The 13,568-nt window shown below is 65.4% G+C and carries 13 protein-coding genes and 1 pseudogene; 6 read left to right on the top strand and 8 right to left on the bottom strand.

What is annotated here, in order from left to right; all coding sequences use genetic code 11:
• Positions 1-87 precede the first annotated feature (87 nt).
• Positions 88-1,686, bottom strand: coding sequence for a glutamine-hydrolyzing GMP synthase (gene guaA / locus K359_RS0107050; RefSeq protein ID WP_029078710.1), 1,599 nt, complete (start codon positions 1,684-1,686; stop codon positions 88-90).
• Between the two features lie 138 nt (positions 1,687-1,824).
• Here guaA and K359_RS0107045 point away from each other — a divergent pair, with 138 nt between their 5' ends.
• Both K359_RS0107045 and K359_RS0107040 read left to right on the top strand, forming a co-directional pair.
• The gene (locus K359_RS0107045; RefSeq protein ID WP_029078709.1) at positions 1,825-2,196 is read left to right on the top strand and encodes a nuclear transport factor 2 family protein; all 372 of its coding nucleotides are present in this window, start codon (positions 1,825-1,827) and stop codon (positions 2,194-2,196) included.
• 154 nt (positions 2,197-2,350) lie between these two features.
• Positions 2,351-2,683, top strand: a complete 333-nt coding sequence (locus K359_RS0107040; protein ID WP_029078708.1) for a DHCW motif cupin fold protein — start codon at positions 2,351-2,353, stop codon at positions 2,681-2,683.
• A gap of 207 nt (positions 2,684-2,890) precedes the next feature.
• Here K359_RS0107040 and K359_RS0107035 read toward each other — a convergent pair whose 3' ends face one another.
• Positions 2,891-3,343 carry a helix-turn-helix domain-containing protein gene (locus K359_RS0107035; RefSeq protein WP_029078707.1) on the bottom strand — a complete coding sequence of 151 codons (453 nt, stop codon included), beginning with the start codon at positions 3,341-3,343 and terminating at the stop codon, positions 2,891-2,893.
• Between the two features lie 115 nt (positions 3,344-3,458).
• Here K359_RS0107035 and K359_RS0107030 point away from each other — a divergent pair, with 115 nt between their 5' ends.
• Entirely contained in the window at positions 3,459-4,724 is a 1,266-nt protein-coding gene (locus tag K359_RS0107030) for an MFS transporter (RefSeq protein ID WP_029078706.1), read from the top strand.
• Positions 4,725-4,834: 110 nt separating this feature from the next.
• On the opposite strand, the gene K359_RS0107025 is transcribed toward K359_RS0107030, so the two are convergent.
• On the bottom strand, positions 4,835-6,133 hold the full coding sequence (locus K359_RS0107025; RefSeq protein ID WP_029078705.1) for an RsmB/NOP family class I SAM-dependent RNA methyltransferase: 1,299 nt from the start codon (positions 6,131-6,133) through the stop codon (positions 4,835-4,837).
• A gap of 22 nt (positions 6,134-6,155) precedes the next feature.
• Complete coding sequence (locus K359_RS0107020) at positions 6,156-6,578, bottom strand: MAPEG family protein (protein ID WP_029078704.1); 423 nt, start codon at positions 6,576-6,578, stop codon at positions 6,156-6,158.
• 149 nt (positions 6,579-6,727) lie between these two features.
• Between K359_RS0107020 and K359_RS57145 the strand changes: the two genes are divergently transcribed.
• On the top strand, positions 6,728-7,174 hold the full coding sequence (locus K359_RS57145) for a hypothetical protein (RefSeq protein ID WP_156928389.1): 447 nt from the start codon (positions 6,728-6,730) through the stop codon (positions 7,172-7,174).
• An 8-nt stretch (positions 7,175-7,182) separates the two neighbouring features.
• Here the strand turns inward: K359_RS57145 and K359_RS51330 are convergent, their stop codons facing one another.
• The gene (locus tag K359_RS51330; RefSeq protein ID WP_051346029.1) at positions 7,183-8,382 is read right to left on the bottom strand and encodes a serine hydrolase; all 1,200 of its coding nucleotides are present in this window, start codon (positions 8,380-8,382) and stop codon (positions 7,183-7,185) included.
• 226 nt (positions 8,383-8,608) lie between these two features.
• Between K359_RS51330 and K359_RS66135 the strand changes: the two are divergent.
• Positions 8,609-8,709: pseudogene (locus K359_RS66135) on the top strand (IS5/IS1182 family transposase); the annotation flags it as partial.
• Positions 8,710-8,845: 136 nt separating this feature from the next.
• Complete coding sequence (locus K359_RS0107005; protein ID WP_029078703.1) at positions 8,846-9,685, top strand: metallophosphoesterase; 840 nt, start codon at positions 8,846-8,848, stop codon at positions 9,683-9,685.
• 6 nt (positions 9,686-9,691) lie between these two features.
• Here the strand turns inward: K359_RS0107005 and K359_RS0107000 are convergent, their stop codons facing one another.
• The 3 genes from K359_RS0107000 to guaB form a co-directional block, all read right to left on the bottom strand.
• A complete protein-coding gene (locus K359_RS0107000) occupies positions 9,692-9,955 on the bottom strand; it encodes a hypothetical protein (protein ID WP_029078702.1) in 264 nt (87 codons plus the stop codon).
• 367 nt (positions 9,956-10,322) lie between these two features.
• Positions 10,323-11,345 carry an NADP-dependent oxidoreductase gene (locus K359_RS0106995; RefSeq protein WP_029078701.1) on the bottom strand — a complete coding sequence of 341 codons (1,023 nt, stop codon included), beginning with the start codon at positions 11,343-11,345 and terminating at the stop codon, positions 10,323-10,325.
• A 730-nt stretch (positions 11,346-12,075) separates the two neighbouring features.
• On the bottom strand, positions 12,076-13,566 hold the full coding sequence (gene guaB / locus K359_RS0106980) for an IMP dehydrogenase (protein ID WP_029078700.1): 1,491 nt from the start codon (positions 13,564-13,566) through the stop codon (positions 12,076-12,078).
• Positions 13,567-13,568: the final 2 nt, after the last annotated feature.

Genomic DNA, 13,568 nt, shown 5'->3' with positions numbered 1-13,568 from the left:
GAGCCTGTCATCGGGCCGCCCTGTGGGCGGACCCGTTGGCTAATCCACCCTCTGCGAGCTGCGAGCTGGCTATTGGTGCCTCCTACCCTACTCCCACTCAATCGTCCCCGGCGGCTTCGACGTCACGTCGTACACCACGCGGTTGACGCCCTTCACCTCGTTGATGATGCGCGTCGCGGTCTCGGCCAGGAATTTCATGTCGAACTGGTAGAAGTCGGCGGTCATGCCGTCGGTCGAGGTGACGGCGCGCAGGCCCACGACGTATTCGTAGGTGCGGCCGTCGCCCATCACGCCGACGGTCTTGACCGGCAAGAGCACCGCGAAGGCCTGCCAGATCGCGTCGTATAGGCCGTGCTTGCGGATCTGGTCGATATAGACGGCATCCGCGTTGCGCAGGATGTCGAGCTTTTCTTTTGTGATGTCGCCGGGGCAGCGGATCGCGAGGCCGGGGCCCGGGAACGGGTGACGGCCGACGAACACTTCGGGCAGGCCGAGCTCGCGGCCGAGCACGCGCACCTCGTCCTTGAACAGCTCGCGCAAGGGTTCGACCAGCTTCATGTTCATGCGATCAGGCAGGCCGCCGACATTGTGGTGCGACTTGATGGTGACGGACGGCCCGCCGGTAAAGGAGACGCTCTCGATCACGTCGGGGTAGAGCGTGCCCTGCGCCAGGAACTCGGCGCCGCCGATCTTTTTCGCCTCCGCCTCGAACACGTCGATGAACAGACGCCCGATGGTCTTGCGCTTCACTTCGGGATCGGTGACGCCACCGAGCTCGCCCAAGAACTCTTTCGACGCGTCCACATGGACCAGCGGGATGTTGTAGTGGTTGCGGAACAGATCGACGACCGTCTTCGCCTCGTCGAGCCGCAGCAGGCCGTGATCGACGAACACGCAGGTCAGCTGGTCGCCGATCGCCTCGTGGATCAAGACCGCGGCAACGGCGGAATCGACGCCGCCGGACAGGCCGCAGATCACCTTGCCCGAGCCTACCTGGGCGCGGATCTTCTCGATCGCCTCCTCGCGGAAGGCGCGCATGGTCCAGTCGCCGGTGAGACCCGCGACCTTGCGGACGAAGTTGCGCAACAGCTTGGCGCCGTCGGGCGTGTGCACCACCTCGGGATGGAACATCAGCCCGTAATACTTCCGCGTCTCGTCCTGGATGATCGCGAACGGCGCGTTCGGCGAGACGCCGGCCACGGAGAAGCCGGGCGGCATCCTGGTGATGCGATCGCCATGGCTCATCCACACCTGATGCTTTTCGCCGTGGGCCCAGACGCCGTCGAACAGGCAGCTGTCGGTCTTGACCTCGACATCGGCGCGGCCGAATTCGCGGTGGTGCCCGCCCTCGACCTCGCCGCCGAGCTGGGCGGCCAGGGTCATCTGGCCGTAGCAGATGCCGAGCACGGGAACGCCTGATTCGAAGATCAGCTGCGGGGCGCGCGGCGAGCCGGTCTCGTGCACGGACTCAGGGCCGCCGGAGAGGATCACCGCCTTCGGCTTCATCACCTTGAAGGCTGCCTCCGCCTTCTGGAACGGCACGATCTCGGAATAGACCCCCATCTCGCGGACGCGGCGGGCGATCAGTTGCGTCACCTGACTGCCGAAATCGACAATCAGAATCTTGTCATGCGCCGAGGCCACGGTGGGCGTCGACGAGGGCTGAGTTTTCGGTGCGGCTGTCATGGCAAGCAGATACGCGACACCGCCCGCCCCCGCAACCGCGCTGCGCGGGGCGCCCACATTCTTCTTTGGGCATGGACAAATTGATATATGTCAGTATCGTTGACCTAATTTGGCCAGAACGAATGTCGGAGGAAACCCATGCCAGATTTCCATGACCCGTCCCGCCTCACAGCGCTCGGCCACGACTGGATCGCCGCCTGGAACGCGCGCGATCTCGAGCGCGTACTTTCGATGTATGCCGAGGATACCGAGATGACCTCGGACCGGATCCCGGCGCTCGGCTTCGGCGCGTCAGGCACAGTGCGCGGCAAGACGCAACTGCGCGCCTATTGGAGCGCGGCGCTGGCAAAACTGCCCGAGCTGCATTTCGAGCTGATCGACCTCTATGTCTCGCCGGACAGCGTCGTGGTGTTCTACCAGAACGAACGCGGCAGCAAGATTTGCGAGTATCTGCGGTGTGACGCCGACGGCAAGATCACGCAAGGCTCCGCGAACCATTTGGTGCATTGAGGCGAAAATCATAGGGTGGGTTAGCCGACCGCGTCCGCCATAGCTCAACGAGCGAAGGCGGAAGGCGTAACCCACCATTCTCTCCGCGGTGAGCAAAGTCGGTGGGTTACGCTACGCTAACCCACCCTACGCAGCGGCGATCAGGACGCGCACCATGAAAATCCCGACCCTGCCCTTCACCGTCACCGACTGGAGCCAGCTTGAGCCGTCGGTGCATCCCGGCGAGACCGGGCAAGCGCTGTGGCGCACGCTCAACATCGGCGATCTGCGGGTGCGGATGGTGGAATATTCGCCGGGCTATCTCGCCGATCACTGGTGCGACCGCGGCCATGTGCTCTACGTCGTCATGGGCGAGCTCGACACCGAGCTGCGCGACGGCCGCAAGTTCACGCTGAAGCCGGGCATGAGCTACCAGGTCTCCGATTTCGGCGACGCCGCGCACCGCTCGTCGACGGCGACCGGCGCGACGCTGTTCATCGTGGATTGAACCGATGTCATCCGTCACCCCCGCGCAAAGGCTTCGCCTTTGTCGCTGGAGGAGCGCGTAGCGCGTCTCGAAGGGTCGACGGCCTCGCTCTTTCCCCATCCTTCGAGGCTCGCTCCGCTCGCACCTCCAGCGACAACGGCTTCGCCGTTGCGCGGGGATGACGCCAGCGTTTGGGGAGACGACGGTAAACTAGCCACAGCAAAGCGCTCACCGCCTCCGCGCCGCAACCTTCCTCACCCTGGTGTCCGCCCAGCTCAGCGGCTTGCCCGCCTTCGACGGCAGCACGAGTTGCCCGACCGCCTGCCCGGCCTGATCCAGCAGCACCGAATGCGGCTCGCCGCGCGCGTAGAGATGCGCCTCCCCCCATTGTCGTAAGGAGACCACGATCGGAAACAGATCGTGCCCCCGCTTGGTCAGCATATATTCCTGATAGGCGCTGCCGTCGGAGGCCGCGACCTGTTCGAGCACGCCGGTTTCAACCAGCTTGCGCAGCCGCGCCGTCAGCATGCCCTTGGCGATGCCGAGATTCTTCTGGAAGTCGCCGAACCGGCGCAACCCGTCGAACGCATCGCGGACGATCAACAGCGACCACCAGTCGCCGATCGCGTCCAGCGCGCGCGCCACCGGGCATTCCGCTTTTGCGAGTTCGGTCCGCTTCATCGCGCTCAGCCTCTCCTCGCTCACGATTTCGAACTGGTCTTAAAATAGGACTAGACAGCGTCCAGCGCAACTGGTCTTATTATAAGACCAGATTGCGAACTGCAGCGGAGGCATGATGACGAACAGGACCATGGCGGAGGCCCGACCGGCCCAGGAAGCCGCGAACGAGGCCGGCAACGCGACAACAGGCCCGCTGTCGCCTGCGATCGTCCTGCTGTTTGCCGTCGCCTGCGGGCTGAGCGTCGCCAACATCTACTCCGCGCAACCGCTGCTCGACACCATAGCGCAGGATCTCGGCATTACCCCCGCCGCGATCGGCATCGTCGTGACGCTGACCCAGATCGGCCTCGCCCTCGGTCTGATGCTGATCGTGCCGCTCGGCGACCTCTGGGACCGCCGGCGGCTGATCGTCGGACAGGTGATGCTGTCCGCGGTCGCCCTCATTGTCGTCGGCATGGCGCCGAACGCCATCGTGCTGTTCGTCGGCATGGCACTGGTCGGGCTGCTCGCCGTCGTCATCCAGGTGATCGTCGCCTACGCCGCGACGCTCGCAACGCCGGCCGAACGCGGCCAGACCATCGGGACCATCCAGAGCGGCGTCGTCTCCGGCATTCTGCTCGCCCGCTTCGCGTCCGGCGCGCTGGCCGACATCGGCGGATGGCGTCTGGTCTACCTGACTTCGGCGGTGCTGATGCTGGTGATGGCGGCGCTGCTCGCGCGCGCGCTGCCGCAACGGCAGCCGCAGCCGCTCGCCGGATCGTCCTATGCAAAACTGCTGCACTCGACCGCAGCCCTGGTGGTCCAGGAGCCGGTGCTGCGTGAACGCGCGGTGTTCGCGCTGTTGATCTTCGCAAGCTTCAGCGCGTTCTGGAGTTCGGTCGTGCTGCCGCTCGCTTCTCCCCCGCTGTCGCTGTCGCACACCACGATCGGCATGCTCGGCATTGCCGGGCTCGCCGGCGCGCTTGCGGCGCGCAATTCGGGCCGCCTCGCCGATCGCGGCTGGGCGCAGCGCACCACCGGATTGTCGCTGATGCTGATGCTCGCCGGCTGGATCCCGATCGCCTGCCTTCACAGCTCGCTATGGCTGGTGCTCGCCGGCGTGGTCATGATCGATTTCGCGGTGCAGGCGGTGCATGTCACCAACCAGAGCCTGATCGTGGCGACGCGCCCCGACGCCTCGAGCCGCCTGATCGGCGCCTACATGGTGTTCTATTCGATCGGCTCAGGCCTCGGCGCGATCGGCTCGACGATGGCCTACGCGATGGCTGGCTGGCTCGGGGTCTGCGTGCTGGGCGCTGCGATCAGCGCCTGCGCGCTGCTGTACTGGGTCGTCGTGGTGAGCAGAACGCCGGTGCCGGCGGGCGTGTGTTCCGAGGCATAGGCTGTTCAACCCGTCATTGCGAGCGCAGCGAAGCAATCCATCCCGCCGCATATGCGGAACGATGGATTGCTTCGTCGCTTACGCTCCTCGCAATGACGGCGGAGGAAGCGTCACGCCTTCGTCAGCACCGAGACGAAAAATCCGTCCGTGCCGGTGCGGCGTGGCGTCATCAGCCAGCCCTCGGCCGATTGCAGCGCGGCTTCTGCGAAAGCCTCGGCCTTGTCCCACAGCACCGAGGCGGTCTGCTCCGGCGGCTGCACCGAGAACTCCGGATGCCGCGCCATGAAGGCCCTGACCTGCTCGCCGTTCTCCTCTGATAACACCGAGCAGGTGATGTAGGCGATGCGGCCGCCCGGCTTCACCAGCGGCGCGGCGCGCTCCAGCACCTCGGCCTGGTCCTTCAGCCGCACCTCGAGCGCGCCCGGGCGCATGCGCCATTTGGCGTCGGGATTGCGGCGCCAGGTGCCGGTGCCGGTGCAGGGCGCGTCGATCAGCACGAGGTCGGCGGACGCCTTGATATCGGACAGCACCTCTTCCTCGCCGCGCGGCGTGCGGACGTCGCAATTGTGCACGCCGGCGCGCGACAGCCGCTCATGGATCGGCACGAGCTGGCGCTTGTCACTGTCGGTCGCGATCAGCCGGCCCTTGCCTTGCATCATCGCGGCGAGTGCCAGCGTCTTGCCACCGGCGCCGGCGCAGAGATCGATCACCTGCTCGCCGGGCTTGGCGGCCGAGAGTAGCGCCGCGAGCTGCGAGCCCTCGTCCTGCACCTCGATCGCGCCCTTGATGAAATCCTCCTCGGCATGGATGCCGGGATTGCGCGCATCGGCGCCGAGCTCGATGCGCAGGCCGAGCGGCGACCACGGCGTTTCCTTCGCGCCCAAATGATGCAATCGCGGCAGGATCTTCTCGCGCTTGCCCTTCAGCGTGTTGACCCGCAGATCGAGCGGCGCGCGGCTCGCCATCGCGGTCGCTTCCGCGGCGCGGTCGTCGCCGAACACCTTCGCCAGATAGGGATCGAGCCATTCCGGATAATCGCCCGCGACCGGCGCCGGCGCATCCTTCAGCGAGCGCGAGGTCAGCGCGGCCTCCTCGGACCCCGTCAGCGTATCAGGCGCAAAGCGGCCGCCGTCGCACAGCGCAGCGATCGTGGCGACATCCATGCCGCGTTCGAGCTTGAGCATGCCGATCACCCGCGCGCGGGCGCTGTCATCCTCCATCAGCCAGGCCGCGGAGGATTGCCGGCGCAGCACGTCCCAGATCAGGCCGGAGATCGCGGCGCGATCGCCGGAGCCGGCATAGCGGTGCGCGGTGCCCCATTCCTTCAGCGCTTTCGCCGCGGGAATGCGCTGTGCGTCGATGGTGGCGATCAGCTCGATCGCGGCGGAAAGCCGGGCAGCGGGGGTCATTGGTCTCTTTCGGTTGGGCGCGTCAGATCAGCAGCAGCAGTTTGAGCGCGAAATACAGCCACATCGCCGCCAGCACCAGCACGCCGGCGAACCAGGCGAGCGAGCGCGGCCGCACGTCGTTGGAGGTGACGAACACCCCGGCATGGGCAAAGCGCGTGACCACGAACACCCAGGACATCAGCACGATGAACAGATCGGCACGCCGTAGCGGCAGCGCAATGGCGATCAGGACATAGAACAGCACCGGGAGCTCGAACTGGTTGGCAAAGCAATTGCCGAACTTGGTGGCGCCGGCCGGCCAGTTCGGCTCGCGCAGCGCGATGTCCTTGATCCGGGTCTCGCCGCTCGTCAGCGCCCTGGTGCGCGTCGTCGCCATCGCGAACAGGAGTGCGAAGGTGAGCCCAATCTGGATGAAGACTGGTAGCAGAACCATTTGAACCGACATCAGAATCTCCCTCAGCGCCCGGCCGTCCTCTTAGCTGCCAACCCCGCCCGGCGCAATCAAGCAGCTGTGGAGCCCGTTGAACCATCATCCGAGCCTGGATGACCAACTCTCAGGAGTTACGACGGTTTCAGCCCCTCATGGATGACGCGATGAGCATCATCGCCCGGATTTTCGACGGCGCGGCCCAGGCGGCCCAAGCGACCGAAACTCTCGGCGATATCACCACGCCCCTGCTGCAGGCGATCGATTCCCCCACCGGCTGGTTCGACGACGCAGCCGATGGCGGGCTCGGCATGGTGATGTCGGGGCTTGCCGGCGTCGCCGCGGCGCTGCTAGTCGCAATCCTGCTCTCGATCTATTTCCGCAGCGGCTATCGCTCGACGCGCGACATGGTCAGGCATGGGCTCGCCGCGGCGCTGGTGCTGACCCTGATCGGCGTTGCGGTCTACGATGTCAGGCGCGATGCGCTCGCTTATTTCGGCCTCACCGCGGCACCACCAGTCACCGGGACCAATCTGCCCGACACCGGATTGCTCGGACGCGGCGTCAGTCCACCTGCCCCGCCACCGCCCTCGATCAAGCAGCTGGCGATCTAGGGTGCAGCCTACGACGCTGGCTCCCTTCGCAGCGCGCTTACCGCGGCTCTGATCATCGCGATGTTTTCGACCGCGGCGTCGCTGTCGCGAGGCTGACGCCACGCGCTCTGAAGTGCAATGACCACCTGCTCGGTCGGATTGACGTAGATGAACTGGCCGAAGGCGCCATTCGCCGCAAAGGCACCGTTGTTGACGCCGCCCTGCAAGGGCGGCACCGCCCACCAGTGATAGCCGTATCCCGCCGGTGAACCGGGCATGAGCCGGCCGAAGCCAGTGGGCGCGCTGTCGGGCTGTCCGGCGAGATCGCGCCAGCCGGGCGGCAGCACCCGTCGGCCACTGAACGCTTCGCCATCCTCCAGCACCAGCTGGCCGAAGCGGCCGAAGTCGCGCAGGCGCGCACTGACGCCAAACCCGGCGAGTTCCATGCCTCCTTCAGACTCAAGTTGCCAATACCCGTCGGCCTCCATGCCGGCAGGTCCCCAGATCTTCTCAGCGCAGTAGTCGGCCAGGGGCCAGCCCGTAGCGGCCACAACCAGCGCGCCGATCAGGCAGCTCTCGCCGGTCGAATAGTTGAAGACGACGCCCTGCGGATGAGCACGCGGCAGTTTGCATAGCAGGCCCAGGACGGACCCTGGCCGCCGGCTCACCATGGCCTTGCCGAGGCGATAGTCCTCTGAGCGTCCGTCTGCATCGTTCCTCGCGCCAGGCCACACCGGAGCACATCCGCAGGAGATTACGAATCGTGACGCCCTCGTAGGCCGAGCCGCGCATCCGCGGCAGGTATTGCTCGCAGCGTCAAGGCTCCCGATCGCGCCATCGTGGAGCGCAGCCCCGACGAGCGTCGCGGTGATCGACTTCGCGGTCGACATGCTGGCCCACCGGCTCTCCGGGCCGTTGCCCATGCCGTAGCGCTCCAGCGCAATCTCGCCGCGCTTCAGGATCAGCAGCCCGGCCGTGCGGCGGCGGGCCATGTAGTCGCTGAGGCCGACGCGCACCCCGCCCACCTCGAACGTCAGGTCCGCGAGCGAACGGGCGTGCGGTGGCAGTGGCCGCACCGCGTCGCCGCGCCGGATGACGCGATGCGGCCAGACCTGGTCCTGGTTGCGGAAGGTCGGCGCCTGGTTTTCCGGTGTTGTGTTCGTGATATCCGGAGCCACCCGCGCCGGATCGATGTCATCAGCGGCATTCGTCGGTGTAGGATCGGCCATGAATACCCCCTCGTTCGTTGAGACGACGCCAAATCGCCCGGGAACGGCGCGTTTGCAAAGCAAATCAACTTGGTTTGACGTGGTCTGGTCCCGCTGGCATGCTGACGGCCGACCGTAGCCGAGACATAGCCCCGTCAGGGGATGTGCGAATGTCCGCTCAGGGTCACGAACGACAAAACTCAAAGTGAGCATAACGCGTCCGCTTTCGGGCGCATCGCGACCAAAGCGTGTTGCGACGCGCTATGACAAGCCGCCGCCAACTACCTTGCCTTCGTTCAACTCGCATCGATCAGGCCATGGCTGCGCGCCAATGAGTCCGCGTCCTAGCTCCCGCGGCCGGCCCGCGCCAAATTATCGAACAAGTCTTCAGACAAGACATCAAACAGAGCATCGAATAAGTCATTGAAATCGTCATCGTTCCGACTTCCGCGCCGGCTTATGATTGGTGCGAAAGGATCGATGCATGCCCCAATTTCGCCTGACACAGATCTCCGACACCCATCTCGCGCGCCGCCACAAACTGCTCATCGACAACTTTCATCGGGTCAGTGAGCACATCGACGCGACGCGTCCCGACCTCGTGCTCAACTCCGGCGACGTCTCGTTCGACGGGCCTAACGGCCGCGACGATCTGGTGTTCGCCAAACAACTGCACACCGCGCTGCCGGTCGACTGCCTCTATCTGCCCGGCAATCACGACATCGGCGACAACCCGACCGCGGTCGCCGCGGTGCCGGCGCAACTGCCGACCGAAGCGACCTGCGACGCCTTCGCCTCGGTGGTCGGCGAGGACCGCTGGCATTTCGACGCCGCCGGCTGGTGCTTCATCGGCCTCAACTCGCTGATCATGAACACCGGCCTCGACCGCGAGTCCGAGCAGTTCGACTGGCTCGCCACAGCACTCGACAAGGCCGTCGGCAAGCCGGTCGCGCTGTTCATACACAAGCCGCTCTATCTCGACGTGCCCTACGATGCCGAGCGCGAGGCGACCTCGTTCCGCTACGTGCCGCAACCGGCGCGGCGGCGCCTGATCGAGATGTTCGGCAAGGTCGATTGGCGCCTGGTCGGCAGCGGCCATGTGCACCAACGCCGCGACTACACTTTCGAGCACGTCAGACATGTCTGGGCGCCCTCGGTCGGCTTCACCGTCCCCGACGCCAAGCAGGAGTGGATCGGCACCAAGGAAGTTGGTTTCGTCGAGTACCGTTTCCAGCCCGACAGTTTCGAGGTCCGCCACGTCAGGGCGAAAGGCCAGGTCGATGTCGATCTCGACATGCTGCTCGGCAAGCAGCCGGCGGCGTAAGCGGCCTCAGCTCCGTGCCGCGTCGTGCAGGTCCTGCTTGATGACGGTGAGCAGGGCCTGCAGCGAGTCCTTGCTCGGCTGCGGTGCGGCCTGCACCACGCGCCGGGCGCGCGTCAGCGGCGGCATCTGGCGCCGCTGCGGCTCGGCGTCCTCCTCCTGCTCCACGAACTTTCCATGCAAGACGTCGTCGCGCCGACCCATGGCGAACATCGTCGCCCAATAGCCGACGGCGAGGAGAATGCCCCCCGAAACAATAAGCTCAAAAACCATGGCTACACTCTGAAATATAGCCATATTGATTCAACTGCTCCGGTTCCCCCGTCAAGCAAATGGGGGCCAAAAAGCCCCCAAAAGCCCGCCATTGTGGCGTTTTTGATACTTTGTTGCGCGGAATGGGAGGTGGAAGGCCCTATCCAGCCCGACCCGGACAAGCAACCGCCGTCACCTCTCCCTTGGGAGAGGCGTAGGCCGCCTTCGGCGGCCGCTCTTGAAGGGAACGCCGAAGCAAAGCTTCGGCTATAGCGAAGCGCCGGGTGAGGATTGACGGTCTCTCGTTGAGCTGCGGCCCCTCACCCCGATTTGCTGCGCAAATCGACCTCTCCCCGTCGGGGAGAGGTGAATCGAATCCTGGGAAGCTTCACGCCTTGTCCGGCCCGACCCGGACCAGCTGCTTGCCGAAATTGGCGCCCTTGAGCAGGCCCATGAAGGCCTCCGGCGCGCTGTCCAGGCCCTCGGTCACGAACTCCTTGTACTTGACCTTGCCCTCGCGGACCCATTGCGACATGTCGCGGAGGAAATCGCCGTGCATGGCGGCGAAGTCGCTGACGATGAAGCCGCGGAAGGTCAGCCGCTTGGTCAGGATGTTGCGCATCATCGCGCCGGCCCATTTCGGTGCGTGAGCCTCGGTGTCGTTGTAGTGCGCGATCAGGCCGCACACCGGGATGCGCGCGAACGCGTTGAGGAGCGGAAACACCGCGTCGAACACCGGGCCGCCGACATTCTCGAAATAGACGTCGATGCCCTTCGGGCAGGCCTCTTTCAGCTTGGCCGCAAGGTTGGGATCGCGGTGATCGAGGCACTCGTCGAAGCCGAGTTCGTTCTTGACGTAGGCGCATTTGTCCTTGCCGCCCGCGATGCCGATCGCACGCGCGCCCTTGATCCTGGCGATCTGCCCGACCGCGGAGCCGACGGCGCCGGACGCGGCCGCAACCACCACGGTCTCGCCCGCCTGCGGCTTGCCGATCTCGAGCAGGCCGGTATAGGCGGTCATGCCGGGCATGCCGAGCACACCGACCGCGGTCGAGATCGGCGCGATCTTCGGATCGATCTTGGCGAGGCCCTTGCCGTCGGACAGCACATGCGTCTGCCAGCCCGCGCGCGAAAGCACGATGTCGCCCGTGGCAAAGCCGGGATTGTTCGAGGCGACGACTTCGCTGACGGTGCCGCCTTCCATCACGCCGCCGACCGGCACCGGTGCGGCATAGGACGGACCGTCGGCCATGCGGCCGCGCATATAGGGATCGAGCGACAGCCAGATGGTGCGCAGCAGCACCTCACCTGCGCCCGGCACCGGCGGCGTATAGTCCTCGAGCCTGAAATTGGCCGGCGTGGGCTCGCCATGCGGGCGCGAGGCAAGAACGATGCGCTTTCCTTGGGACATGCTGATTTCCTCTTGAGGTGATTGGTTCGTGGCGGACACGTAGTCACGCAATCCAGCTCCCCGCAAGGGAGACGGATCTGCTCTTTCGCGCGCACTTGTTTGAAATTCTGTTTGAAATGACAGTCGTCATTTCGAGACGATGCGCCCGCCCGGCATCGTCATTCGTGGTGGAGGAGATTTGGGGGCATTGGAACCTTACGGCTGCCTGACACTTAGACTCTCCGTTCCGGGCAGGAACCGAAAAGGGGAAATGGATGGGACAACTCCGACACCGCGTAAAGCACGACCTTTCACTCGAAGAGAGACTGACGATCGAAGCCGAAGAGTTGCGAGCGCGGGCCGGCAACATGCCGCACGGTGTCGAGCGCGAAGCCCTGATCCGAAGGGCGCGGCAGCGCGAAGCCGCAGCACACATGACAGACTGGTTGACCTCACCTGGATTGCAGTCACCGACCTGATGCCGGATGCCAAACTCGAAAGCGGAAGAATATCGACTCCAAGCCGAAGAAGCCGAGGCAAAGGCAGCGAGCGTGCGCGACTCTGCCGCCCGAGAGATTTACCTCGAGCTGGCTCGCCATCTGCGGGAGATGGCAAAGCAAGCCGAACAAGGTGGATGGTGAGGCCGCCTCAGTTGACGGCATCCCCTTTTTGGCGTTTGCGCAATCATGCTGCGCAATTGCGTATCTGCGGTGTGGTCCTTCGGACCATCCCGGAATGACGAACGAGCTACTTACACCCCGCCCGGATAGTTCGGGGCTTCGCGCGTGATCGTCACGTCGTGGACGTGGCTCTCGCGCAGGCCCGCACCGGTGATGCGGACGAACTCGGCCTTGTCGTGGAAGTCGGCGATGTTGCGGGCACCGACATAGCCCATCGCGGCGCGCAGGCCGCCGGCGAGCTGATGCATGACATTGCCGACCGGGCCCTTGTAAGGCACCTGGCCCTCGATGCCCTCGGGCACGAGCTTCAGCGTGTCCTTGATATCCTGCTGGAAGTAGCGGTCGGCCGAGCCGCGCGCCATCGCGCCGACCGAGCCCATGCCACGATAGGCCTTGTAGGAGCGGCCCTGCCACAGGAAGACTTCGCCGGGCGTCTCGTCGGTGCCGGCGAGCAGCGAGCCGACCATCGCGATGTCGGCGCCGGCGGCGAGCGCCTTGGCGAGGTCGCCGGAATATTTGATGCCGCCATCGGCGATGACGGGAATGTCGGCCTTCTTCGCCGCCGCGACCGCATCCATGATCGCGGTGAGCTGCGGCACGCCGACGCCGGCGACGATGCGCGTGGTGCAAATCGAGCCCGGGCCGATGCCGACCTTGATGCAGTCGGCGCCGGCATCGATCAGGGCCTGCGCGCCGCCTTCGGTGGCGACGTTGCCGGCCACGACCTGCACCGCATTGGAGAGCCGCTTGATGCGGTTGACGGCGTTGAGCACATGCCGGGAGTGGCCATGCGCGGTATCGACCACGACGACGTCGACGCCGGCATCGATCAGCCGCTCGGTGCGCTCATATCCGGTCTCGCCGACCGTGGTCGCGGCGGCGACACGGAGCCGGCCCTGCGCGTCCTTGCAGGCGAGCGGATGGGCGACCGCCTTTTCCATGTCCTTGACGGTGATCAGGCCGACGCAGCGATATTGATCGTCGACGACGACGAGCTTCTCGATGCGGTGCTGATGAAGCATCCGCTTCGCCTCGTCCTGGCTGACGCCCTCGCGCACCGTGACGAGATTTTCGTGCGTCATCAGCTCCGAAACCTTCTGCCGCGGATCGGTTGCGAAGCGCACGTCGCGGTTGGTCAGGATGCCGACCAGCTTGCCCGGCACGTTCTTAGCCGCACCGGTTACGACCGGGATGCCGGAGATGCCGTGATCCTTCATCAGCGAGAGCGCATCCGACAGCGTGGCGTCGGGACCGATGGTGAGCGGATTGACCACCATGCCGGATTCGAATTTCTTCACCTGCCGCACCTGGGCGGCCTGGCCTTCGGGATCGAAATTGCGATGGATGACGCCGAGGCCGCCGGCCTGCGCCATCGCGATCGCCATGCGCGCCTCGGTGACGGTGTCCATTGCGGACGCCATGATCGGGATGTTGAGCTGGATCGCGCGGGTGACGCGCGAACGAATGTCGGCCTCCGAGGGAAGGATGTCCGACAGGCCGGGCTTCAGAAGCACATCGTCGAACGTGTAGGCTTCGCGGATAGCCTGAAATCCCGTGGCCATTG

The sequence above is a fragment of the Bradyrhizobium sp. th-b2 genome (assembly GCF_000426785.1).
GTDB classification, from domain to species: domain Bacteria; phylum Pseudomonadota; class Alphaproteobacteria; order Rhizobiales; family Xanthobacteraceae; genus Bradyrhizobium; species Bradyrhizobium septentrionale.
Note: the sequence above shows the minus strand (reverse complement) of the source record. Positions and strands in the feature narration are given on the sequence as shown.